19 protein-coding genes are annotated in these 22,547 nt (G+C 66.4%); 7 read left to right on the plus strand and 12 right to left on the minus strand.

The window, feature by feature from the left end; translation table 11 throughout:
- The first annotated feature begins 2 nt into the window (after positions 1-2).
- Entirely contained in the window at positions 3-662 is a 660-nt protein-coding gene (locus PSS76_RS23165; RefSeq protein WP_013415586.1) for a Type 1 glutamine amidotransferase-like domain-containing protein, read from the plus strand.
- Here the strand turns inward: PSS76_RS23165 and PSS76_RS23170 are convergent.
- The 3 genes from PSS76_RS23170 to PSS76_RS23180 all read right to left on the minus strand — a co-directional run bounded on the left by PSS76_RS23170 (position 620) and on the right by PSS76_RS23180 (position 2,916).
- Entirely contained in the window at positions 620-991 is a 372-nt protein-coding gene (locus PSS76_RS23170; RefSeq protein ID WP_005514112.1) for a hypothetical protein, read from the minus strand. The genes PSS76_RS23165 and PSS76_RS23170 overlap by 43 nt on opposite strands.
- A gap of 353 nt (positions 992-1,344) precedes the next feature.
- On the minus strand, positions 1,345-2,598 hold the full coding sequence (gene fmdA / locus PSS76_RS23175) for a formamidase (RefSeq protein WP_013415584.1): 1,254 nt from the start codon (positions 2,596-2,598) through the stop codon (positions 1,345-1,347).
- A gap of 30 nt (positions 2,599-2,628) precedes the next feature.
- The gene (locus tag PSS76_RS23180; RefSeq protein WP_037085402.1) at positions 2,629-2,916 is read right to left on the minus strand and encodes an FmdB family zinc ribbon protein; all 288 of its coding nucleotides are present in this window, start codon (positions 2,914-2,916) and stop codon (positions 2,629-2,631) included.
- 194 nt (positions 2,917-3,110) lie between these two features.
- Between PSS76_RS23180 and PSS76_RS23185 the strand changes: the two genes are divergently transcribed.
- The 4 genes from PSS76_RS23185 to PSS76_RS23200 are packed head-to-tail and all read left to right on the plus strand — an operon-like array spanning position 3,111 to position 8,935.
- Positions 3,111-4,598 carry a wax ester/triacylglycerol synthase domain-containing protein gene (locus PSS76_RS23185; protein ID WP_337456676.1) on the plus strand — a complete coding sequence of 496 codons (1,488 nt, stop codon included), beginning with the start codon at positions 3,111-3,113 and terminating at the stop codon, positions 4,596-4,598.
- Positions 4,595-6,895, plus strand: coding sequence for a glycerol-3-phosphate 1-O-acyltransferase (locus tag PSS76_RS23190; protein ID WP_081122358.1), 2,301 nt, complete (start codon positions 4,595-4,597; stop codon positions 6,893-6,895). Before PSS76_RS23185 ends, PSS76_RS23190 begins: the two co-directional genes overlap by 4 nt.
- A complete protein-coding gene (locus tag PSS76_RS23195) occupies positions 6,892-8,331 on the plus strand; it encodes a bifunctional HAD family hydrolase/lysophospholipid acyltransferase family protein (protein WP_084845252.1) in 1,440 nt (479 codons plus the stop codon). The genes PSS76_RS23190 and PSS76_RS23195 overlap by 4 nt, the downstream gene beginning before the upstream one ends.
- Positions 8,332-8,344: 13 nt before the next feature.
- Positions 8,345-8,935, plus strand: coding sequence for a hypothetical protein (locus tag PSS76_RS23200; RefSeq protein ID WP_337456677.1), 591 nt, complete (start codon positions 8,345-8,347; stop codon positions 8,933-8,935).
- Positions 8,936-8,956: 21 nt separating this feature from the next.
- On the opposite strand, the gene PSS76_RS23205 is transcribed toward PSS76_RS23200, so the two are convergent.
- The 5 genes from PSS76_RS23205 to PSS76_RS23225 all read right to left on the minus strand — a co-directional run bounded on the left by PSS76_RS23205 (position 8,957) and on the right by PSS76_RS23225 (position 12,961).
- A complete protein-coding gene (locus PSS76_RS23205; RefSeq protein ID WP_337456678.1) occupies positions 8,957-10,441 on the minus strand; it encodes a PPE domain-containing protein in 1,485 nt (494 codons plus the stop codon).
- 93 nt (positions 10,442-10,534) lie between these two features.
- On the minus strand, positions 10,535-10,909 hold the full coding sequence (locus PSS76_RS23210) for a hypothetical protein (RefSeq protein ID WP_226347485.1): 375 nt from the start codon (positions 10,907-10,909) through the stop codon (positions 10,535-10,537).
- A 30-nt stretch (positions 10,910-10,939) separates the two neighbouring features.
- Positions 10,940-11,470: a DUF3558 domain-containing protein gene (locus PSS76_RS23215; RefSeq protein WP_084960876.1), complete on the minus strand. Its 531-nt coding sequence runs from the start codon at positions 11,468-11,470 to the stop codon at positions 10,940-10,942.
- Between the two features lie 106 nt (positions 11,471-11,576).
- Positions 11,577-12,317, minus strand: coding sequence for a DUF429 domain-containing protein (locus tag PSS76_RS23220; RefSeq protein ID WP_337456679.1), 741 nt, complete (start codon positions 12,315-12,317; stop codon positions 11,577-11,579).
- Positions 12,314-12,961, minus strand: a complete 648-nt coding sequence (locus PSS76_RS23225; protein WP_337456680.1) for a maleylpyruvate isomerase family mycothiol-dependent enzyme — start codon at positions 12,959-12,961, stop codon at positions 12,314-12,316. Before PSS76_RS23225 ends, PSS76_RS23220 begins: the two co-directional genes overlap by 4 nt.
- 93 nt (positions 12,962-13,054) lie before the next feature.
- Here PSS76_RS23225 and PSS76_RS23230 point away from each other — a divergent pair, with 93 nt between their 5' ends.
- On the plus strand, positions 13,055-14,434 hold the full coding sequence (locus tag PSS76_RS23230) for an FAD-binding oxidoreductase (protein ID WP_337456681.1): 1,380 nt from the start codon (positions 13,055-13,057) through the stop codon (positions 14,432-14,434).
- A 945-nt stretch (positions 14,435-15,379) separates the two neighbouring features.
- Here PSS76_RS23230 and PSS76_RS23235 read toward each other — a convergent pair.
- A complete protein-coding gene (locus PSS76_RS23235; protein WP_337456682.1) occupies positions 15,380-16,207 on the minus strand; it encodes a hypothetical protein in 828 nt (275 codons plus the stop codon).
- Positions 16,208-17,076: 869 nt separating this feature from the next.
- Positions 17,077-20,166 carry an N-6 DNA methylase gene (locus PSS76_RS23240; protein WP_337456683.1) on the minus strand — a complete coding sequence of 1,030 codons (3,090 nt, stop codon included), beginning with the start codon at positions 20,164-20,166 and terminating at the stop codon, positions 17,077-17,079.
- A gap of 359 nt (positions 20,167-20,525) precedes the next feature.
- Here PSS76_RS23240 and PSS76_RS23245 point away from each other — a divergent pair, with 359 nt between their 5' ends.
- Positions 20,526-21,110, plus strand: coding sequence for a T3SS (YopN, CesT) and YbjN peptide-binding chaperone 1 (locus PSS76_RS23245; RefSeq protein ID WP_337456684.1), 585 nt, complete (start codon positions 20,526-20,528; stop codon positions 21,108-21,110).
- Between the two features lie 6 nt (positions 21,111-21,116).
- On the opposite strand, the gene PSS76_RS23250 is transcribed toward PSS76_RS23245, so the two are convergent.
- Both PSS76_RS23250 and PSS76_RS23255 read right to left on the minus strand, forming a co-directional pair.
- Complete coding sequence (locus PSS76_RS23250; protein ID WP_443147382.1) at positions 21,117-21,989, minus strand: slipin family protein; 873 nt, start codon at positions 21,987-21,989, stop codon at positions 21,117-21,119.
- A complete protein-coding gene (locus tag PSS76_RS23255; RefSeq protein ID WP_337456685.1) occupies positions 21,983-22,450 on the minus strand; it encodes an NfeD family protein in 468 nt (155 codons plus the stop codon). The genes PSS76_RS23250 and PSS76_RS23255 overlap by 7 nt, the downstream gene beginning before the upstream one ends.
- Positions 22,451-22,547 lie beyond the last annotated feature (97 nt).

A 22,547-nucleotide genomic window follows, 5' to 3' on the forward strand; every position in this document is an offset into this window, starting at 1 on the left:
CCGTGCGCCTGTTCCTGTCGTCGTATCGTTTCGGCGCTCACGTGGACCGGTTCGTCGAGCTCGTGGGCGGGCCGGGGCCGATCGCGGTGATCGCGAACGCCGCGGACGCGTGGCCGGCCCGGGCGCGGGAGTCGGCTCTGGTGAGCGACGTCGTCCCGCTCCGCAGGCTCGGGTTCACCCCGACCGAGGTGGATCTGCGCCACTACGTCGGCGCCCCGGAGCGGCTGGCGGACACCCTGTCGGGATTCGGGGCGGTGTGGGTGCGCGGCGGCAACACGTTCGTGCTGCGCGCTCAGTTGGCGCGCAGCGGCGGCGACGCGGTACTCGCCGCCCTGGTCCGCGACGGACGGCTGGCCTATGCGGGGTACAGCGCCGGGGCGTGCATCATGTCGCCGTCACTGGTCGGGATCGACAGTGCCGACGATCCGGGTGAGGTGGCGCCCGTGTGTGGCGTCGAACCACGTTGGGACGGGCTGGGTTTCGTCGACTTCTCGATCGTGCCGCACTGCGCGGCCGCCGCCGACGGGTCCGTGGATACGGCGAACCCCGGCAGCGAGGCGGCCCGAATGGTCGAGGCCTGCCGTGCTGCCGGGGTTCGGTATCGAATGTTGACCGACGATCAGGCGATCGTCGTGGACGCCGGCGCCACCGCGGCACTGTAGCCACCGACGGCAACCAGCTCGCGACGCTCGGCGGGCGACTCGATGCGGTCCAGAGCGGCCCACGTCATCTCGCACCGCTTGACGGTCATCTCGTCGGCCTCGGAGAGCAGGGTGTCGAGGAGCGACTTGGGATCGTGACGCCAACCGGCATCGACGCGCGCGACCTGCGCGTTGGTGAACAGACCCGATCCCGCGACGGCACCGACCCAGTCGCGGACGTCACCGCGGTGGATGCGCTCGAGCGAGTCCAGGTCGACACCGCCGTCCATGAATTCGTACGCGAACATGGCCGCGATGTAGTTCTCGATGCAGTTCGACGAAGCGCTCACGACTCCGCGCCCCTTTCTCCCCGACGGCCCGATCTCGCACAGTCGGACATCACGATCCGGGCGACGAGAATGTAGATGTTGTGTCATCGCGTAACGCTTCGATAGCGCCGGGCGATTGAGATCGACGCTAACGTGACGAATGACCGAGGCGTTACGGTTTGATCATCACGATTAGGTAACGAAACCTGCCGTTCACCTGCAGTTACATTCGCACGAAACTCGACACAAAGAATTCGGGCGGAGTCCGGTCGTAGCACCCCGAAAAGGCGCTTTGTCCTGGTAGCCTGCGCAGCCCGAGGACGGCACCGCCGGCGGCGAGAGGGCCGCCGACGATGCCGTCGGAAATGGATGCGTCAGCGCGCCGAGTGCGGCGCCCCGATTCCCGGATCGATCCGCACGGGCCCGTCGGCGGACGGGGCGATCGGGAAATCGAATATCGCGGTCGGCAGATAGACCGTGGCGCACGAATTCGGGATGTCGACCACGCCCGACAACCGGCCCTCGATGGGCGCGGCACCGAGGAGCAGATACGCCTGTTCCGGGCTGTAGCCGAACTTCGTGAGGTAGTCGATCGCGTGCAGGCACGCCCGCTGGTACGCCAGCTGCGAGTCCAGGTAGCGCTGTTCGCCGTCGAGGGTCACCGACGTCCCCGAGAAGGCGAGCCACTCGGAGTACTGCGGGTCGGTGTTGCCGGGCATGAAGATCGCGTTCTCCGAGACGCCGTACGTCTCCATGCCGCCCTTGATGATGTCGACACGCAGATCGATGAAGCCGCCCATCTCGATGGCGCCGCAGAACGTGATCTCGCCGTCGCCCTGCGAGAAGTGCAGGTCACCCACCGACAGGTTCGCGCCGTCGACGAACACCGGATAGAAGACGCGGCTGCCCTTGGTGAGGTTCTTGATGTCCTGGTTGCCGCCGTTCTCGCGGGGCGGAGCGGTGCGGGCGGCCTCGGCCGCGACACGGTCGAAGTCGGCGCCCGAGAGGGAGCCGAGGATCGCGTCCCGCGGTTCCGGGGGCAGCGCGAGCGGCGGCACCCGGTCGGGGTCGGTCGCGATCAGCGCGGCCTCGCGGGTGTTCCACTTGCCCAGCAGCGCGTGGGACGGGGCGGTGCCCATCAGGCCGGGGTGCACGATGCCGGTGAACTTCACGTGCGGCACGTGCCGCGACGTCGCCGTCTGCCCGGCGAAGTCCCACACCGCCTTGTACGCGTCGGGGAACTGGTCGGTGAGGAACCCGCCGCCGTTGTCGCGCGGGAAGATGCCGGTGTAGCCCCAGCCCTGGCCGGCGAGCGGCCCCGAATCCTCCTGCGGAATGGGTCCGAGATCGAGGATGTCGACGACCAGCAGGTCACCGGGCTTCGCACCCTCCACCGCGAACGGCCCCGACAGGGTGTGCACGGTGGTGAGCGGCGCGTTCAGGATGTCGTCGGCCGAGTCGTCGTTGTGGATCGCGCCGTCGAACCATTCGCGGCAGTGCACCCGGAACGAGTCGCCAGGTTTCACGGTCACGGCCGCCGGGATGTCGGGGTGCCACCGGTTGTGGCCGATCTTCTCCTGCTCGGTGAACTTCTTGTTCGAATCCAGCGGGAACAGCAATTCGGGCATCGAGCCTCCTAGCGCGGACGGGCGGATTTCTCAGGGGCGGGGCAACTTTCGGTGGAGCGGATTGGTGGTGACCTTCTGCGGGGTGCGCCGGGCGCCCGGAGCCGGCCCGGAGACCACGGTCGGCTCGCTCGCGGAGCGGGCGGTCGCGTCGAGCAACCGCATCGACGCCGACCCGCCCCGGCCGAGCCGGGTCGCGGTGATCTGCCGGCGCCCGTCCGACGCGCAGTGCGGGCAGTCGGAGCTGTCGGGGACGTCCGCCATCGGGAAGTGCCGGTCGAACGGACCGCACTGGGCGCACCGGAATTGGTAGAGAGGAATGACCGCGTCCTTTCGCCGGGGCAAGGATCGAAGTGCCCCGAACGTTAACGGACCGGCGGCACTCCCGCGCGGGATCCGAGTTGTCCCAGGTGTCCGGACCCGGAAGCGGCCAATCCGGGGACGCTGCCGCGCGAACGGGTCCACACTTGAGACGACGTCGAATCGAACCGAGGACTGATCTCCGAGGAGCGCGTATGACCGAGGGACAACCGTTCGTTCCACCGAGCGCGGTGGATGTCGATCTGTCCGCGGTCGCGTGGGGTCAGAGCCGCACCATGTCGGACTTCGAGACCGGCATGTGGCGGATGGAGGAGGTGCGTCCCGAACTGCGGACGCCCATCGTCGCGGTCGACATCCTCGACAAGGCGCCGGACTGGGACCGGTTGGTACGCGCGCACGAGTGGGCGTCGCACATCGTGCCCCGTATCCGGATGCGGGCCGTGGAACCGGCTCTGGGGCTGGGCAACCCGGTGTGGTCGGTCGATCCCGAGTTCGACCTCGACTACCACCTGCGCCGGATCCGGCTGCCGGGCGACAGGGGCGACCTCGATCATGCGCTGCGCGTCTGCCGGCATCTGGCGACCGAGCCGTTCGACAAGGCCCGTCCGCCGTGGATCGCGATGCTCATCGAGGGACTCGACGACGGGCGCGCGGTGTACGTCGTCAAGACGCACCACAGCATCACCGACGGCATGGGCGGCATCCAGATGATGGCGCTGCTGCACAGCCGCCGTCCGGAGCCCACGCCGGACAAGCCCGATCGCGAGCCCGCGCCGCCCGAGCACCTGTCCGATCTCGGGGCGCTCGGCCGCGACGTGGTCTCCGGGATCCGCAAGGCGCCGCGGCGACTCACCGGGCTGGTGTCCGGATCGCTGCGGGCGGCCGCCACCGCCGTGACCCGACCGTTCGACGCGGCCGGCGAAGTCCTCGACTACGCCGGGTCGCTGCGCCGGGTGGTGCAGCCGCCGCCGGCGACGGGGTCGCCGCTGCTGCGCGAACGTGGACTGGGACGCTGGTTCGGGGTGCTCGAGGTGGGCCTGCACGAGCTGCGGCTCGCCGCGCACGCGGCCGGCGGATCCGTCAACGACGCGTACATCGCGGCGCTGCTCGGCGGGTTCCGCCGCTACCACCAGGCGATGGGCGCGGAGATCGGCAAGGTCCCGATGGGGATGCCGATCAACATGCGGTCGGCGGCCGACCCGTCGGGCGGGAACCGGATCGCCGCGGTGCGGTTCGCCGGTCCCGCCACCGAGGCCGACCCGGCCAAGCGGATCCGGAAGGTCCGCGCGATCGTGCTGGCGCTGCGCGAGGAGCCGGCCCTCGACATCGTCGAGGCGGCGTCGCCGCTGCTGGTGCGGTTGCCGACCCGGCTGCTCGCCGAGTGGTACCTGTCGCAGTCCTCGGGTCTGGACCTGCAGGCGTCGAATGTCGCGGGCGTGCCGGTCCCGGTGTATCTGGCGGGCGCGCGGATCGAGCGGATGTTCCCGTTCGGGCCGGCGCCGGGCTGCGCGGTGATGGCCACGATGGTCTCGCACGTCGGGACGTGCTGTATCGGCGTCAACATCGACACCGCGGCGGTCACCGAGCCCGCGCTCTTCATTCGTTGCATGCAGGAAAGTCTCGACGAGGTGGTGGCGCTGGGCGGCGCCGCCGAGGACGCGGCGGAGGGAGCGCAGCGATGACCGATCCGGAGCGGCATCCGCGGATCTATCTCACCGAGGAGATGACCGACACCGAGGACCGGGTGTTGCGGACGTGGCTCGGCCGGCGGGAGGCCGAGTCCGGCGAGCCGACCGTCACCATGTGCACCTCGGGGCAGGCGCTGTCGTCGCTGGCGCTGCGGGACGACGACCCGGTGCTGACTCCGGTGCGGGTGGTGTGGATGCCGGACACCACCAACGGTCATCGGGGGCAGCGTCTTCGCGAGGTGCTCTCGGCGCGGGACCCGCTGCACATCGGACGGAGCGCGCAGCGGCGGGTGCTGCGGACCGATCCCGGACGGTGCCGGGTGATCGAGGGCGATCCGGCGTCGCTGAACGAGATGCGCGACCGGCTGGCCGAGCGGGGCGGTGGGTCGCTGCCCGACTTCGTCCGGCGTCAGGCCGCCCTCGCGCTCGAGCGGGCCGAGCGGAAGCTGCTCGGCACCCAGTACAAGGTGTCGAAGTTCGTGGTGGAGGAGATCACCGACACCGGCCGCTTCTCCGCGGGCGTGAAGAAGCTTGCCGCGCAACTCGATCTCACCGTCGCCGACGTGGAACGCCGGGCCCGTGCGGACCTCGACGAGATGGTGGCCGCCCAGAGCCGGCGCGCGATCGCGCTGTGGGATCAGTTGGGCCGCTACTTCTCCCGCGCGTATCGGCTCGACGTCGACACCACCCGGTTCGAGGAGTTGCGGGAACTCAACCGCGAACACTCGCTGGTGTTCCTGCCGAGCCACCGCTCGTACCTCGATCCGCTGGTGCTGCGGCCCGCGCTGCTCGCGAACGATCTGCCGCTCAATCACGTGATGGGCGGGCTCAACGTCAGCTTCTGGCCGATCGGCCCGATCAGCAAGCGCAGTGGCACGGTGTTCATCCGCCGCAAGTTCGACGGCGACGAGATCTACAAGTGGACGCTGCGCGAGTACATGCGGTTCCTGATGAACAAGCGCTTCAACCTCGAGTGGTACATCGAGGGCGGGCGCTCGCGCACCGGCAAGCTGCGCCCGCCCCGGTACGGGCTGCTGACGTATCTGGCGAAGGCGTTCGAGTCGTCGGAGGCGCCCGACGTCTATCTCGTCCCCGTCTCGCTGGTGTACGACCAGTTGTACGAGGTGAACGCGATGGCCGCGGAGGCGCACGGCGCGGAGAAGCGGAAGGAGAGCTTCCGCTGGATGGTCGGCTACGTCCGCGCGCAGGGGCAGCGCCGCGGCGTCGCGCACGTCACGGTGGGACGTCCCCTGTCGCTGCGGAAGTCGCTGGCGCAGGAGGACGACTTCCGGCTCGCGATCCAGAAGACCGGGATCGAGGTGAGTCACCGGATCAACGAGGTCACCCCGATCACCGCATCGTCGCTGGTGATGCTCGCGTTCCTCGGCATCGAGGACCGGGCACTGACCGTCCCCGAGCTCGGTTTCATCCTCGGCCCGATGGTCGACTACATCACCGCCCGCAAGCTGCCGACCGCCGGCGACGTCGACCTCACCAATCCGCAGGTGATCCGCAAGGCGCTGTTCACCCACCTCGATTCCGGGGTGCTGCGGCGGTTCGACGAGGGCAACGAACGGGTCTACTACCTCGGCAAGGACCAGGGTCTGGTAGCGGCGTTCTACCGCAACAACACCATTCACTTCCTGGTGGTGCGGGCCATCGCCGAGATGGTGCTGTGCGCCGCGGTGGACGAGAAGTTCGCCGACCCGCTCACCGACGGCTGGGCCGAGGCCAAGCGCATCCGGGACCTGCTCAAGTTCGAGTTCTTCTTCAGCGACAAGGACACGTTCCAGCAGGAACTGCGGTCGGAGTTGAGCCTCATCGACCCGGCCTGGGAAAGCGATCTGAGCAATCCCGAGCACGTCGAGCACATCCTCGACGAGGTGCGGCCGTACCTCGCGCACCGGGTGCTGCAACCGTTCCTCGAGGCGTACGTGGTGGTGGCCGATCATCTGCTGGACGCCCCTGTGGGCCCGGACTTCGACGAGAAGACGTTCCTCGCCGAGTGCCTCGCGCTCGCGCAGCAGCGTCGGCTCCGCCAGCAGATCGCGAGCAGCGAGTCGATCTCGTCGGAGCTGTTCGCGACCGCCCTGCAGCTGGCCCGCAACCGGCGGTTGATCGACAGCACCGATCCGGCGGTGCTGCAGGCGCGCCGCGACTTCGCCGACGAGATCCGCACCCTCGTGCGCCGGGTACGCGAGATCCGCGCCCGGGCGCACGCCAAGCTCGACGAGGTCGAGAGCGTCGATGCGGTGGCCGAGTTCGTCGAGGGGCCGGGGGCGCAGCAATGAACCGTCTCGACGACATCTACTCCGCGATCGCCGCCGCGCCGCAGGGGCCGCGGACGCTGGCCGCGTTCGACCTGGACGGCACCCTCATCACCGGTTACACCGCGAGCGTCGTGTATCGGGACCGGTTGCGCCGCTTCGACCTCAATGTCGCCGAGCTGCTCCGCACCACCGGGGCCGCGTTCGACACCCAGTTCCGCGGCGCCGACGTCGGCCGGCTCATGGAGATCGCGGTCACCGGGCTGGCGGGCCGGCGCGAGGACGAGCTGCGGGAGTGGAGCCAACGGCTGTTCCGGCAGGACATCGCCGCGATGATCTACCCGGATGTCCGACGCCTGCTCGACGCCCACCGCCGGGCCGGGCACCGAATCGTGCTGGCGACGTCGGCGACCCTCTATCAGGCGCAGGACGTCGCGTACGACCTGGGCATCGACGAGATCCTCTGCAGCCGTCCGGAGGTGGTGGACGGCATGCTCACCGGCAAGCTCACCGGTCCGGCGCTGTGGGGTCCGGCGAAGGCGGCGGCGGTGCGGGCGTTCGCCGAGCAGGCGGGGACGCCGCTGTCGGAGGCGTTCGCGTATTCCAATGGGGTCGAGGATGTTCCGATGCTCGATTCGGTGGGTCGTCCGGTGGCGCTCAATCCGGACCGCAAGCTCGCGGGGATCGCGCGAGCCGAGGGCTGGTTGTCGGTGCGGCTGGCGCGGCCGGAGCGGGGCGCGACGCCGATCGCGACGTTGCGCACGGCGACAGCGTTGGGGGCGTTGACCGTCGCGACAGCTGCAGGTCTCGGGGCGGGCGCGCTGACCCGCAGCAGGAGAACCGCGGCGAATGTGGTGGGCACGTTCGGACCGGATGCGGCACTGTCGATCTGCGGGATCAATGTGCACGTCACCGGCGAGGACAACGCGTGGAGTGCCCGGCCGGCTGTGTTCATGTTCAACCATCAGAGTTCGCTGGATCTGCTGCTGGTCGGCAAGGTCGTTCGCCGGGACGCGACGGGTGTGGCGAAGAAGGAGGCTGCGCACGATCCGCGTTTCGCCGCGATCGGCAGCCTCCTGGACGTCGCGTACGTGGATCGGACGGACACCACGCAGGCGCGGGCTGCACTGCAACCGGCGGTCGACAAGCTCAAACACGGAACGTCGATCGCGATCGCGCCGGAGGGCACCCGCTCCCCCACACCCCGGTTGGGCCGGTTCAAGAAGGGCGGCTTCCACCTGGCGATTCAGGCGGGGGTGCCGATCGTGCCGATCGTCATCCACAATGCCGGGGATCTGATGTGGCGCAACTCGTTCGTCGCGCACCCCGGCGAGGTGTACGTGGACGTCCTGGAGCCCATCAGTACCGACGGCTGGACGGTCGAGAACCTCGACAAGCACGTCGCCGAGGTCCGGGAGCGGTTCGACGACGTCCTGCGGGCAGGGCCGGTGAAGGCCTAGGTACAGTGCCTACATGATCCGAAACGCCCGGTTCGTTCCAGTGGTTCTCGTTCTTGCCGCGGCACTGAGCGCCTGCGGTTCCGATGATGCCGAGACGGCTTCACCTGCCACGACGGAGGCCGCGGTCGGCACGGTCGCCGGTGGTGACGGTGCGCGCGCTTCGGGTGCGGACGTCTTGGCGCGCTTCTCGAGTTGTGGTGATGTCGCGCCGGTGGTCGCGCAGTACATTGCGGGGCTGCAGGAGGAGCCGTCGAATGCGGCGGACGAGTACGGCGTGATCTGCAACTGGGAGACCCCGGACGGCGCCACCTCGCTGAGCGAGATCCGCTCTGTCGAGGTGCTGATCGAGCCCGGGACCGGTGAGGTGCCGGCGAAGGGCGACCTCGAGGCCGGCAAGCTGTCCGTCCTTCCGGATCCCGCGATCGAGAAGGTCGGCGGTGTCGCCTACACGCTCCCGATGACGACGGCCGTCGCCGGAGTGATCGTGACGACGGTCGAGACACCGGAGGTCAAGGTCACGATCACTGGTGGCCAGTGGGACAACATGCCGTCGCTGGACGCGCCGGCCGCCGTGTCTGCTGCCAAGCAGCTGATCGGCCTCTAGCTCGGGCCCGGCCCGGCCGCCTCAGCTCCCGATGACGGGTGGAGCGGCCAGGGGCAGGTTGCCGATGAGTTCGCTGCCGTTGTCGACGTTGACCAGGTAGCCGGGCGTCTTGTGTTCGGCGTCGTCGTCGCCGCGCCCGCGAGCCCCGGCGCCGGGCATCATGCCGCCGGTGGCAGCACCATTTCGCGCGGCGGTGCCGGCGGCCGTCGTTCCCGATGCTCCGCCCGCAGTGGCGCTGGGCGACGCCCCTGCGGCGCCGCCTCCGATTCCTGATCCACCGGAACCCATTCCGCCGGAGCCGTATCCGCCGGTGAGGATTCCGCCTCCGTAGCCGCCGGCTCCTGCTCCTGCTCCTGCGCCGATGCCCGATCCTGCGTTCGATCCCAAGCCGCCTGCGCCCGAGTAGGATCCGGCGCCCCCGCCCATACCGGGAATGACGTAGGCGGACTGTCCTGCGCGGGTGCCGTCCAGCCCTGTGGCGGCCGCGGGTGCGGTCCAGGCTGCGGCCGGGTTCGTCGTGGCGTCGGCCGGTGCGGTGAACTGGTCGTTGGAGGTGGGCTGGGCGGCCGGAGCGATGGGGTTGAACGCGTCGGGTGTTGAACCCGTTCCGGGTGTTGCGCCGGGTATGGGGCTGCCAGGAGTCTGAAGTGGCGGGATGGGCGATCCTGAGTTCGGTCCCCCGGTGTAGGGCGCTGTCGATCCCGGCGTGCCGATGCCGGGTGCACCACCACTCGCGGGCGATGCACCTTGGGTCTCGGCGATGACACGGGGAGGTTCGGGGAGTCTCGGCACGTTGGTGTCGGCCTGCTGCATCACCGGGGTGTAGACGGTCCGCATGATTTGGATGGCTTCCTGGTGTGCCTCGTCCTGGTCGTGGACTAGGCGTTTGAAGAGGCCGGCGGTGGGCATTCCTGCGTCGAACGCGACCTCGAGGAGGGAGCGTTTGGAGACGGGCGGCACGGTGGCCTTGACCTGGTCGACGCCGGTGGCCGCTTCAGTGATCTTGGTGCCGATGAGGGTGCCGGCTTCGGCGAGTTTCCCTGATTCGGTGGCGTATCTTCCTGTTGCGGCGGTCGCGGAGTCCTTCGCTACGCCTTCCCATTTGCCGTCGGTTTCGGTGGTGATGAAGTCGCGAAAGTCGTTGAGGGCTTGCTGGAGTGATTCGCCGATCTTCGTCCAGCCTTCTGCACTGGCGCGGAGGGATCCACCGTTCATTCCGTCGACGGCGGCTTTGATGTCCTCGTGGGACATGGCTTCGAAAGCTTCGGGTGATCCGAGGGCCGGGTCGTCGAATCTGCCGCTGAATCTGCCGTAGAGCCCGGCCTGCTGCAGGTAGATTTCGTCCCGTTCGGCGTTGCCGGCGGCTTGTTCGTCGCGCACGCGGCTGCGTTCGTTGAGGTCGTAACCGGTGACGAGGTCGAGCACCTTGTTCGCCGGATGCTTGCCGAATTCGACAATGTCCTTGCTGATGCCTTCGACCCAGCCACCGAAGTCCGGCAGTCCCATCCTTCTCCCCCTCGTCTCATGCCTCGGTCGGCGACGCCGTCCGAGGCGGATCCGGAGCCGCGCCATCCCCTCAGTGGCGCGGCCCCGGAAGTCTTAGTTGAGCTGCGACTCCACAGCGCTTGCGGCCGCGGTATTCGCTTCCTCCGCCGCGGCATAGCGGGTTTCGATTTTCTGGAACACGTCCCTCATGTCACCGACCACACGAATGTGGTCGGCAATCGCATGGTCCAGCGAGTAGTCGCCGCCTGTTGCTTTTCGCCCGAATTTCGATGCCAGCGCCACTCCGGATGGCAGAGGACCCAATCCATCGATTTTGGCAAGTCCGCGCGTACCGTCGAGTATTCGCGTCAGTTGGTCGATGAGATGCTCGCACGCCCTGGCACAGTTCGAGGCCGTACCACGTTCGAGTTCGAGATCACCTTGCTCCGCCGCCGCGATCAGCCCGGACCAGTTACCCGTCTCGTTCAACTCAACTCCCCCAACCCACATTGTTGTCAGCTACCTTGGAACGTACGAACTGACGGCCCGAGCCGCTTCTTCAGCTACCTTGCACGGCTCTTCTGGATTGCTCGGTGGCGTAAGTACGTGGAATCCGACTGAGACCAGTACGGCGCCACCTGCCGTGTCCATCGCAACATCACAAGATTCACGGTTCGTGTCCGTAGTTTCCCGGTACGAGAACGACTCTCGACCGTCTAGTTCTACGGGCAAGACATCTTCATTGCGGTCGTTCGTGCGCACCTCATCCAAAGTGCGGGTGGTCGCGAAGATTGACACTGAGTACTCCGAACCGCGCCAGCCACACACGTTCCAGCCAGGCTGTTTTACGCCGAGGATGTCGCGTTCCTCGGTAGCAGGATCGACGCCAAGGGCCCCAACCACCTCACCAGGAATGTCATCACACGGACTGAAGACCGGCTCCCCCGCCGCAGTCCCCTCCGCGTCGGCATCCCCCGACACCGTTCCCGACCCGCATCCCGCCAGCAGCAGACCCGCACCGATCAGCCCGATCACAGCAGTCACCCGCATCCGGACCTCCTCCCCTCGTTCCAGACCGCTTCACCTTAAACAGACGCAGGTTCGGTCTCTCTGGTTCCCCTCCATCGCGAGATTCCTGACGATTCGTCGCTCCAGTTCACCCGAGCGCCGATAGCGGGACGGTCGGCAGGTGAATCCACCCCTCGCGACCAGCAACTTCGGTGTCGGCTCCGTGTGGCAATCGCGTATGCCCCACCGCGACCGCCCGCGCGATCACCGCCGCCACCACCGCATCGAACGCGTCGTCCGACGCTTCACACGCTCCGCGGAAGTCGGCGAGGTCCAGGTATGGCGTTGCCTCGTCGAAGCTCGCCACCAACTGCGCCAGCTTCTCGGGATTCGTCGATCCCTTGTATCCACGGAAGGGCAAACGCCACTGCTGCAGCGCGGCGGCCGGGTAGACCTCGGCAACGGCGCCCGCAACGCGATCCGTGTCGACACCGTCGATCGCGAGCCGCGCCAACAGGCCGGCACACCGCAACGCCACGTGCGCGATCAGGTCGGCCGACACACTGAGCGGAACGATGCCCGTCACCTCGTGCACCACCCGGTCAGTCCGCCGTCGGACCAGCGGCAGCCGTCCGGCGCGGTTGCTCAGCTCGAGCTCACGGCGGGGTTCCCGATTGTGATGCGCGATTATGAAGTCGACGAACGCATCCGGCCACCCGAACGGTGCGTCGATCCCGCATCGGTCCGCACCCAAGACCGCTTCCACAAGGTCATCGTCCCTCGCCCCGAGCCGCAAGCCGACGGCCCGAGCGGATCGCTCACCCCAATCGATCGTCGCAACAGCGGTTTTCGCGGGTTCGGCCGCAAGATCGATGCCGACAGTCCTCATCCCGCGAGGCTATCGACCCTCAGCGCATCACCGGCAACACCGGGTCGCCCGCGCGACCCGTCGCCGCTTCGCCAAAATGCCAGCGGATCGGGCACCGCAGCGAGCACGTCCCGCGCCCGCTCGAGGGCCATCGCCTCGGGCTCGTCACCGCCGACGGCGTCGATCACGTCGAGCCAATGGACGGTCGCCTCCATGATCGCCATGTCGAGGAAGGCGCCGAGCGACACCGACTCCAGAATCGGATGCGGGATGACGGTGTCGCGACTCAGCCCGGCGAGCCGTTCGAACGCATCGGGCAGGTCGGAACCGAAACGCTGGACGACGCTGGCGCGGTCGATGTCGGCCGCCATCTGTCGAACCATCTCGGCGAGCTGCGCGTGCATCGGTTCGATCGCGGCCGGGTCGGCGTTGAAGACCCGGAGCATCGCCGCCGCGCTGGTCACCTTCGCCTCACCGTCGGCGGCGGGCGCGGCGAGCATCGCGATCAGGACGTCCGGGGTGACGTGCACGTACACGTCGCGGACGGTCCAGCCCGGCAACCGAGTCTCCGTCGTCCACTGCTCGTCGGACAGCTCCGCCGCCCGCTTCGCCCACATCCGCCACAGTCGGATCAACAGATCCCGGTCCCGTTCGAACTCCGCCACCACAACCCCCTCGTCGACGTACGGTCGCCCCGACGTTATCGCCCGGTCGTTACCTTCGGTCGCAAATCCGGCACGCAGGAGCATGATGGACGCATGACGACGGTGGATCCGGCTGTTCTCGATCAACTCATCGGCGCGCTGCCCGACGGCGCCGTGCTGACCGATCCGGACATGACCGCCGGCTACCGCCAGGACTGGGCCGCCGACCCCAACGCCGGCACCCCGATCGCGGTGGTCCGCGCGACCTGCACCGAGGACGTGCAGGCGGCGATCCGGTGGGCGTCCGAGCATCGGATCGCGGTGGTCCCGCGCGGCGCGGGCTCCGGGCTGTCCGGCGGGTCGAGCGCGGTCGACGGCGGGATCGTGCTGAGCACCGAGCGGATGCGGGCGATCACCGTCGACCCCGTTACCCGAGTCGCCGTCACCCAACCCGGCCTGCTCAACGCGGAGGTGAAGCAGGCCGCCGCCGAGCACGGGCTCTGGTATCCGCCGGACCCGTCGTCGTACGAGATCTGCTCGATCGGCGGCAACGCCGCCACCAACGCGGGCGGGCTGTGCTGCGTCAAGTACGGCGTGACGGCCGACTACGTGCTCGGCATGCAGGTGGTCCTCGCCGACGGCACCGCCGTCCGGCTGGGCGGCCCGCTCCTCAAGGACGTGGCCGGCCTGTCGCTGACCAAGCTGTTCGTCGGCAGCGAGGGCACCCTCGGCATCATCACCGAACTGACGCTGCGGCTGATCCCGGCGCAGCCGCCGGCGTCGACGGTGGTCGCGTCATTCCCGTCGGTGGAGTCGGCGGCCGACGCCGTCCTCGCGATAACCCGGGAGATGCGTCCGGCGATGCTCGAGTTCATGGACCACGCATCCATCAACGCGGTCGAGGACGCGGTCCGCATGGGCCTGGACCGCAACGCCCGCGCGCTACTGCTCGCCCAGTCTGATGCGCCCGGCGCCGCTGGCGCGCAGGAGATCGCGACCATCGTCGCGGCGTGCGAAAAGAACGGTGCGACGGAGGTGTTCGCCACCGACGACGCCGTCGAGGGCGACGCCTTCACCGCCGCACGACGATCCGTCTTCCCCGCGGTGCAGGCGATGGGCAGCCTGCTGCTCGAGGACGTCGGCGTGCCGATGCAGCAGCTGCCCGCGCTCATCACCGGCGTGGAGGCGATCGCCGAGGACTGCGATGTCCTGATCTGCACCGTCGCGCACGCCGGCGACGGCAACACCCACCCGCTGATCGTCTTCGACCCCACCGACCCCGACATGACCGACCGCGCCCGCACCGCCTTCGCCCGCGTCATGGAGCTGGCAATCGCCCTGGGCGGCACCATCTCCGGCGAACACGGGGTCGGGCGGCTCAAGCGGGACTGGCTGCCCGGGCAGCTCGGCGAGGACGTCATGGAGCTGAACCGGCGGGTCAAGAATGCACTCGATCCGTTGGGGATTCTAAATCCGGGTGCGGTGCTTACCTGATTCGATCGCCGCATTGCATCGACTCACCTATGGAGCTTGAACGAACGCGCACTGAACTGAACCCCCAGAAGTGCGGACTGCGCGATAGCGCTTTCGTCCCTTAATAATCCGAACCGTACGTAAGCCGGAGTCTTCTACGCGCGTGGCTGGCCCGCCCATAACAGCACCTGTCGTCGAAGTCCAAGCCCTTCCCGATGAAGAGCGCGACGAGCTGCGTGCTGACGAGCACTACATCCTCAGCCGGGGTGTCGGTCGGTGACGGCAAGCAGCGTGAACAGATCAGGGTGTCCCGCTACCCGTCCTTAGTCAGCTGATACCCGAGCCAAGCCACAAGACGTATTGGCCCTCACTGAAGGCGGCGGTGAACAGCGGTCGGGGTATGCGGAGGAGCTGGAGGTCCGGTTCGACACCAGGCTTTCTTCGCTGAGAACCACCGCGGGCGGGGATGCCGTCCATAGCCGAGTCAAATCCTGGAGGGCCCGCGCGAACACTGTACGAAGCTCTGGGTCCTGTGCCGACAGACCAACCATCAAACGTCAACGGTCGCATACAGGGCCTTGAGGTGCTTGCGCATCGACTGATTCTCTTGGTGCTCAGTCCACTCCGATCTGCGATTCACGCGCGACGAGCAACTTTCGGTACTCGGCCTCCCCGGCTCGGGCGCGCACCGCACAGCCATGGACCTTGATGACCCCGCGACCTTTACTTGCAGTCGACATGCGGCCCGCACGAAAGATGGCTGCCTCCACTTAACGCCAACGGCTTTGTTGAACCTTGCAGCGGCTATGGAGACGACTTGCCACCTCGTCCATCGAGTGCCCGACTGCAGAAATCGTCGACCCTCGTCCCAGATCAGTAGACGAGCGCGAGTTGTTTGACAATCGTCAACAAGCCGAACTGCTGGAGCGCAGAGTACGACAGCTGACGGGTGCCACCACACTAGTTCTACTCCTTGTACCCGTCCTGTCCGCACTCGACAGCGATCTCGGGCCGCTCCGCCTTCTCTGTCACGCCGGTTTTGGGATCGACGATGATTGAATGGATTGTCCCGCCGACGGTGGAGATCTCCGTCCCTCCAGGTCCGTCAGTGCAAGGAGCCATGGCCGCGGTTCTGTTGAAACTGTCGACGAGATCATCCCAGTACTTCTCGAGCCCTTCACGGTAGTCGGCGGGGTTTTCACCGTACCCACGGTAGAGGGCTACTTCCGCGCGGCCACCGTTTGCCATCGTGTCGTGGTATGGCCATTTGATGCGGTCCGTCCCGCCTCGACGGCGTCCGAGTACCCGCTGGTAGAGCATCGGCTCCGGTCCCTCATCCGCATTGACCCCGGCAACGAAGAGCGAGAAGCCGGTGTCATGGTGATAGCTGCAGGCGGGCTCGTTCTCCTGCTTGGAGTTGTTAAGCTCCTTCCGGCAACTAGGACAGCCGTACCAATGTTCCTCCATGATGTGCTGCCAGATGTCGTCACCAAGTTTCTGCAGGGACGAGTACGTTCCGCTGCGTTTTGCAAGGAAGTTGGTAACGATCTCGGCAGCTTCGCGTTCATTCGTGCCCGAGCGCACCGTTCCGTCGTCATCTCTGTCGTTAAAGTTCGCTCGACCTTGGACGAGAACTACGGCAGCGAGTGCGCCTTCCTGACAGGAGTCGGAACGCGACGGATATTTCGAGTATTTGACGACTGCGTCCCTCGGCGGTCCTTCGTCGAACGTCGTGCGGCTATCCGAGAGGGTCACGATGACGCCGTCGAGCGCGCCGATGATGTGTTGAGTCACAGTGCAGATTGTAGATACACCAGAATGGTTCGCTTCGCCGGCCAGGCGCTTGACGTCGCGAGCAAAACTCTCTCGGTCAGAATGGATGCGCGAGTAGGTCGATTGTCGTCATCGATGCCAACGTCCTGACCAGTTCCCATGCTCGAATTCAGTCGATAGGATGCGATTCGTGCGCAAATCCAAGATTGAGGCCTAGAATTCGTCGTGCCTGAGGTCGCGGTCATCGAGACCGTGAATGTGGTCGGTAGGTCAGTTGTGGGAGCTGAGCAAGCTGCAGGACTTCACGTTTGGTCAGCTTGGTCTTCACGACCGGCGACCGCCGTCCTTGAGTCTATCGAGTCGCACTCTCAGCGGAAGGCAGCTGTGAACTCTCAGAAGGTCGAGCCGAACCGTTCTAAAACAGCCGATACTGTCCGTGCGGGTGCAACCGTAACCCCGTGCCCCCGTCTAATTGCAATCAGTCTCCGCCATCCGCGGAGGATCCGCCCGCGGGCGTTTCTGGTCATACTGCCATGCGCGCGCCACGTGCCTGGAACCCGGACAACGGGCCGACCTAGGTGCGTCTCGACACGCGATTGGTCCTTCTGGGCCGTTGAGACTTACTTTCGTGAAGCAGTGCACTCCCAGTCATTGCCCTCGGAACGACTGCCAGGTTTGCATCGACACCCAGTAACCCTCTACTCGACGATCTCCTCAAAGGGAGGACCCCGTGCAACACACGATGCTCGGTTACACGGGGCCCGAGACGTCACAGCCGCTTAGTGGCCTTGAGGCGTCAGCAGATGTCGATTTGGGCGCGTATGGAGCAGAGAAGAGTATTCTCAGCAGTTCGCCCTACCGGGCTGGTCCGCGGGTTCACTCCGCGACGATCATACGGTGGTACTTTCGCCTTCCCCATCAAGCAGTTTGCGCACCGCGACATCGAGTTGGTCGCTGATGCCTGCCGCGTCCAAACCTGCACGAATGAGCCCTCGTGCCTTCTGGAATCCAAAGCCTTCTAGGTCCACTCCAGCTGCTAATTCCTCAGCTTGGATGCTGAGGTCCACGATCTGTCGGTGCAAGGGGTCGTTCTGGTCGAACCTGGGGATGGGGAGTCGCCAAACATAGGTGTCGAAGTGACGCGCCCCGAAGAGGCCGCGGGACTGGTACTCCGTGACAGCCTCAGTTAGAGCCGGAGCGTTGAGGACAGCGACGATATAGCGTGCTTCGTCGATCCCGCGGGCGGGCAGCCAGTAGAGGGTGTGGTCGATGACCTGTTTGGAATTGTCGAGCCGCGCCGCGGCCATCCTCGTGCCGGCCTTGCTGTAGACGACACGGTGTTTGGTACCGCCGAGCTGCTTAGAGAGCTTGCTCTGGTAGTTCAGGCTCTCGGCGAGCGATAGCTTGCTCTGGGCGGTTTTGTTCACTTCCCACAGGGCCGAGGTAGTGGTCCACCAATGGCCAAGACCTGTGGCGTGATCGGCGATGCGATCGCGCCGGATAAGAGCTTCCTTCTCAATCGGAAGGACAGCACGCCACGTGGCCAGTGGCCGGAACGGCGCGATCGTTGATCCTAGGTGCACGTCGAAGATGAACCGGTTTTCGACTACCCCTGTCACATCGGGTACCGGTTTCCACCGCTTGTCTTCTTGGGCGGTTCGCAGAGATCGCACAGTGGTGCGTCCGGCTGTCTGGCCGAGCTTGTTCGTAACTTGTTCCTCGACAACGAAGAACAAGCAACGGGGCGTGATGACTGCACCTTGTGTCACATTCGACCGGTATGGTGATCCACCTTCGATTTCTGCTGTGATGGCGCGGTTGGGGACTGTGGTGAAGGTCAGTGCCGCAGAGGTTGCCGCCCATCCGTCGATGTTCCGCAGCCCCGTCAGCACCGTCTTGGTGGCTGGCGAACCGTAGGGAACGTCCTCGGCTTCGAAATCAATGCTTGAGGAGTGCCGGGTGCCGAACACGACGCCGGCGGGGACTGGGAAGAAGCCGTTCGGTCGTACCGCGTCGAGGTCCCACAGCTCAGTCAGTTCGCCGCGCAACTGCGGGCCCCACTTGCCCGCGCGGAATCCCTCGTAGTGCTGGCGGCTGAGCACTGCCAGCGGGGTGACGAAACCGAAGGTGCCGCTGTCGCTAAGGTACTTCTCGGCGGCGCGGACGATGAACAGCCCCACGAGATCCTGGTGTGTTGCAACCTTCGCGCCGTGCCACAGGTTGCGCTTTTCGGACATGGCCTTGAACTTGGCTTGCATTTCAGGGGTCATGAACCGGTACGCAACCCAAGGCGGGTTGCCCACGAGCACATCGACACGGCGGCCAGACATCGACAGCCACACTGGTCGGACCTGGTTGCGTACGAAGTAGCCCCAAATGCTGTCACGGCCTTGCGCATTGAGATCACACAGCAGGTTAAAGGTCTCGGTAAGAATGCCGGCATCATGCCCGTCGGGGATACCGAACTGGGTCAGGATCGGCTTGACCGAAGGGCGCTTCTTCGCGTTATCGATGTGACGCTTAGCTGCGCTGGTCATCGCCGTCACCAATCGGTCGAAGGTTCCAGGATCGTCGATGCTTGCCAGCGGGAAGATCAGCGTGTTTGCCAGCTCGAACAGGGTCGATTCTTCGGATCCGAGCGCAAGGTCAATGCCCTCAGTGCGAATGCGGATAGCGTCTTCGTCGTGGTCGGGCGGCTGGTGCCACTGCACCGAGTCACCAAGGTGGATCGGCACCCAAATTTCGTCTCGATCGTCTTGCAGCCGGTCACCGAGCGCCAGTAGGTAGGTGATGCGGGCCAGCAGCACCGAAACCGGATGAATGTCGAGTCCGAAGACGTGTTCTTGTAGGTGGTCAAGCAGTCGCTTGTTGTCCCATCCGTGTTCAACGGCGGACTGGATAATGCGTCGGACCGTGTGAAAGACGAAGGTGCCCGAGCCGCATGCGGGGTCGAGTACTCGCTGCTTCAGCGGATCGGTCACGACCTTCGCAACGATGCCTTCCGCGAGCCAGTCCGGGGTGTAGTACTCGCCCAGGCTTTTACGCGTGTCAGCGCGGATCACCGATTCGTAGAGCACTTTAAGTACGTCGTGGTCGGTTTGACTCCAGTCGAACACCGCGACTCGGTGTATAAGTCTGGTGATGAACCGACCCCCGTCCTCGGCGGCCAGGACCCAATCGAAAAAGTCCGATTCGATCACGTTGTAGATGCCGGCGTCTGCGAATGCCTCGCCTCGCATGAGACGCTGCGGATCGCCAGCCAAGTCCGCGAGAGGTTCCCCCATGACGGCGTGTCCGATGGCAGCGGCCTCGATCACCAGGAGTGTGTGGGCGAAGAACAGCTGGTCCTGATTCTGGAATCCAGTCCCCAGAGCGCTACGCAGCAGGCGCGCCCATAGGCCTCGTTTCAAACGAACCGTGGGATCGTCGGCGACTTGCTGGTACAGCCCGTGCAAGTACGAAATGTCCTGCTCGTAGGCCGGTGATGAGCTGCCGAGGAACTTCTCGATGGTGCGCTGCATCGGCTTGACGTTCGAATGGGTTGCCAGCACTGCTTGCAACCACTCGATGAGGTTGTCGGCCCGATCTGTGCTGCTTAGCTCAAAGATCGAGCGCCGCTTGAACTCGCCGTCCGCGGGGTCAGTCTCGAACAGCCACCAGCGCCGGCCGTCGGTCAGGATGCCGTTGTACCGCGATTGCTCCCGCCTGGTCTTGGTCCGGACATAGCCGCCCAGCTGAGCGATATGATCCTCAGCCGCCAGTTCGTTCGCCAAGGACTTCTTGACTTCGATGACCGTGGCTCCGATCGCGACGTCAATTCGACGTCGAGAGCCATCTCCCACCTGCTCTTCGAGCGATGGTTCGTCCAGTCCGAACTGGCCGCTTAAGAGAAGAATCTTCACATCCGACTGAATGTCTGCTTCGGTGCGTGCCGTCGTGTCTGGTGATGCAAGACGAGCAATCAGATCGTTAACCAACACGGTCGGGTTCTCCTTCGGTCTGCGATCCCCTCTGCTGGATCGTCTTCCACGAGTAGTGATCGTCGCACCTGACACCGACGGTTCAGTGCAGGGACAGAACCTAGCCGTTTAGTATCAGCGGACTTCCGAGTCAGCGGCCCCGGCCCCTCACACGGATGCGTCGGATGCACATACGGCGGTGACATGTGACACGAGCGCCTGATCGGCCGTAAACGACGGCGGCCTATTCGCAATGAGGGCTGCCGCTGTCCGCTGTGGATGCTGGTTTCCGGCCAGGTCCGCGATACCGTTGACACCCAACGACCACAGACTTTGCAGCGCCCGAACCGTAGATCCGGCCGGCGCCGGACAGGGGAATGATGACCGAGCACGACACCACTGACCAGCCGCTTCAGCTCGATGGCGCGTTCGCGATCGCGACCGACAGCCGCGAGCAGCTGCAGGCCCTGAGCCTTCGCACGCTGACCGAACTCCTCGGCAGCGCGCCCGAGGTCGACGAGGACGGCGACATCGCGATCCCGGTCCACGGCTTCGGGCTCTACGTCACGGTCGCCGAGGACGGTCCGCAGCTGCACGTGTGGGCGTCGATCCTCTCGGAGCTCGGTGACGGCGCTGCCGCCGTGCAGAACCTGCCTGAGCTGTCCGCCGAGTGGCCGCGCCTGCGCTTCACGATCGAGGACGGGCATCTGCTGGTGTCGACCCTGGTCGACGCCGACCCGTTCGCGCCGCAGCACCTGATCAACCTGGTCGACGAGATCCACGAGCTCACCCACGACCTCGACGACGACTTCGCCGCCAAGCTCGGTGGCGTCCTCGACTGCGACGCCGACGACGACTCCTACGCCGGCGGATGCGGCGGCTGCGGTGATGACTGCGCCTGCCGCGACGGCCACGACGCCGGCGACCTCGGGGAGTCCATCCCCGTCGGCAAGCCGTCGAACTGACGCTCGCTACTTGGTCGCCCGCTGGGCGTCGGCCCGCACCGACGTCCAGCCGGCGATGAGCGACTCCATGTCCCTCCGCCCCCGCAACGCAGGCCGCTCGTTACTAGTCGACGGCGCCGGAACCGCGTCACCGGCCAGGAACGGCCGGATCAGATCGATCGGCACCGGGAACACCACGGTCGACGTGCTCTCCCCACCCAACTCCCCCAGCGTCTGCAGGTAGCGCAGCTGCAGCGTGGTCGGATTGCGGCTGATGATGTCCGCGGCTTCGGCGAGCCGCGCCGACGCCTGGAACTCGGCCTCCGCATTGATGATCTTGGCGCGCCGCTCACGCTCGGCCTCCGCCTGCCTAGCGATGGCCCGCTGCATGTCCCGCGGAATCTCCACGTCCTTGATCTCCACGGTGGTGACCTTCACGCCCCATGGCTCGGTCTGCTGGTCGATCACCTTCTGCAGGTCCTCGTTCAGCCGCTCCCGCTCCGCCAGCAGGGCATCCAACTCGGCCTTGCCGAGAATCGACCGCAGCGTCGTCTGCGCGATCTGCGACGTCGCCGCGAAGTAGTCCTCCACCCCGACGATCGCCCGGTCCGCGTCCACCACACGGAAGTACGCGACGGCGGTGACCTTCACCGGCACGTTGTCCCGGGTGATCACCTCCTGCATCGGCACGTTCAGCGTGACGGTCCGCAGGCTCACCCGCACCATGCGGTCCACCGCCGGGATCAGCAGCACCAGGCCGGGTCCCCTCAGGTCAACGAGCCGGCCTAGCCTGAACAGCACGCCACGCTCGTACTCGCGCAGCACCCGGACGGCGGCCGACGCGACGATCACCGCGAGCAGCGCGACGACGATGACGGCCAGAATGATCGTGGTCAACATGGCAACTCCCACGGTTCCCGACGACGCACGCTCAGCGTGAGTCCACGCACCCCCTCGATGACGACGGACTCCCCCGCACCCGGCGTCTCGGTGTAGCCAAACTCCATTCGGGCGCGCCATAATTCGCCGCCCAGCTCTACCTGCCCCTGGTGGCCGTCCCAGCTCCGGACCAGCGCCTCGGACCCGACGAGTGACTGCGCGCCGGTCCGCACCGGCTCGCGCCGCGCGCCCAGGACCTTCCGACCGGTGACGGCGACCGCGCCGAGTCCTACCACCGCGACACCCAGCGTCACGGGCAGCGCCACCTCGAGCCCGAGTCCGCCGGACGTGAACAGCAGCCACGCCCCGGTTCCGGCGAGCAGGGTCCCGGCCACGCCGAGCGCGCCGTAGGTCGGAACGTGCGCCTCGATCACGATCAGCAGCACGCCCAGTACCAGCGCCAACACACCCAATGCAGCCATCAGCGGTCACCTGCGAGGGCCCGGTCGCCTCGCGTAGCCACTCGCGATCGAGCCCTCACCGTCAAAGGTATGCCCGCATCGTGCGGGGTGCCACCGT

The sequence above is a fragment of the Prescottella sp. D32 genome, assembly GCF_037287305.1.
In the GTDB taxonomy this organism is placed as follows: domain Bacteria; phylum Actinomycetota; class Actinomycetes; order Mycobacteriales; family Mycobacteriaceae; genus Prescottella; species Prescottella equi.

Coding starts and splice junctions, on each gene's coding strand:
- PSS76_RS23230 (WP_337456681.1), top strand. CDS start 13,055: ATGACGACGGTGGATCCGGCTGTTCTCGATCAACTCATCGGCGCGCTG.
- PSS76_RS23245 (WP_337456684.1), top strand. CDS start 20,526: ATGACCGAGCACGACACCACTGACCAGCCGCTTCAGCTCGATGGCGCG.
- PSS76_RS23205 (WP_337456678.1), bottom strand. CDS start 10,441: ATGGGACTGCCGGACTTCGGTGGCTGGGTCGAAGGCATCAGCAAGGAC.
- PSS76_RS23220 (WP_337456679.1), bottom strand. CDS start 12,317: ATGAGGACTGTCGGCATCGATCTTGCGGCCGAACCCGCGAAAACCGCT.
- PSS76_RS23255 (WP_337456685.1), bottom strand. CDS start 22,450: ATGGCTGCATTGGGTGTGTTGGCGCTGGTACTGGGCGTGCTGCTGATC.
- PSS76_RS23195 (WP_084845252.1), top strand. CDS start 6,892: ATGAACCGTCTCGACGACATCTACTCCGCGATCGCCGCCGCGCCGCAG.
- PSS76_RS23190 (WP_081122358.1), top strand. CDS start 4,595: ATGACCGATCCGGAGCGGCATCCGCGGATCTATCTCACCGAGGAGATG.
- PSS76_RS23250 (WP_443147382.1), bottom strand. CDS start 21,989: ATGTTGACCACGATCATTCTGGCCGTCATCGTCGTCGCGCTGCTCGCG.
- PSS76_RS23215 (WP_084960876.1), bottom strand. CDS start 11,470: ATGCGGGTGACTGCTGTGATCGGGCTGATCGGTGCGGGTCTGCTGCTG.
- PSS76_RS23185 (WP_337456676.1), top strand. CDS start 3,111: ATGACCGAGGGACAACCGTTCGTTCCACCGAGCGCGGTGGATGTCGAT.
- fmdA (WP_013415584.1), bottom strand. CDS start 2,598: ATGCCCGAATTGCTGTTCCCGCTGGATTCGAACAAGAAGTTCACCGAG.
- PSS76_RS23200 (WP_337456677.1), top strand. CDS start 8,345: ATGATCCGAAACGCCCGGTTCGTTCCAGTGGTTCTCGTTCTTGCCGCG.